This window comes from Dellaglioa sp. CoH-56-MRSF-11 (assembly GCF_056782135.1).
This window is the reverse complement of record NZ_JBXAYE010000106.1, coordinates 1-274: the sequence shown is the minus strand read 5'-3', so window position 1 is coordinate 274 and position 274 is coordinate 1. Positions and strand designations below refer to the sequence as shown.

The 274-nt window shown below is 53.6% G+C and carries 1 pseudogene; it reads right to left on the bottom strand.

The annotated features are described in order from the left end of the window. Positions 1-274 (bottom strand): annotated as a pseudogene (locus AC1RPT_RS08025) (hypothetical protein); the annotation flags it as partial.

Here is a 274-nt window from a genome sequence, read left to right as displayed (position 1 = left end):
CTCGTCGTCCTCATCTTCGTCAAGGTCGTCGTCTTCGTCGTCCTCAGCTTCATCGACGGGCTTTTTCTTTCCCTTTGCCGGCGCTTTCTTCTTCGACTTTGGTGGCTCGTCATCCTCGTCTTCATCTTCGAGGTCGTCGTCCTCATCCTCGTCCTCGTCGTCCTCATCGACAGGTTTCTTCTTGCTCTTCACCTGCTTTTTAGACTTCTTCGGGGGTTCGTCGTCCTCATCTTCGTCTTCGTCGTCGAGTCCGTCATCATCTTCATCCTCGTCC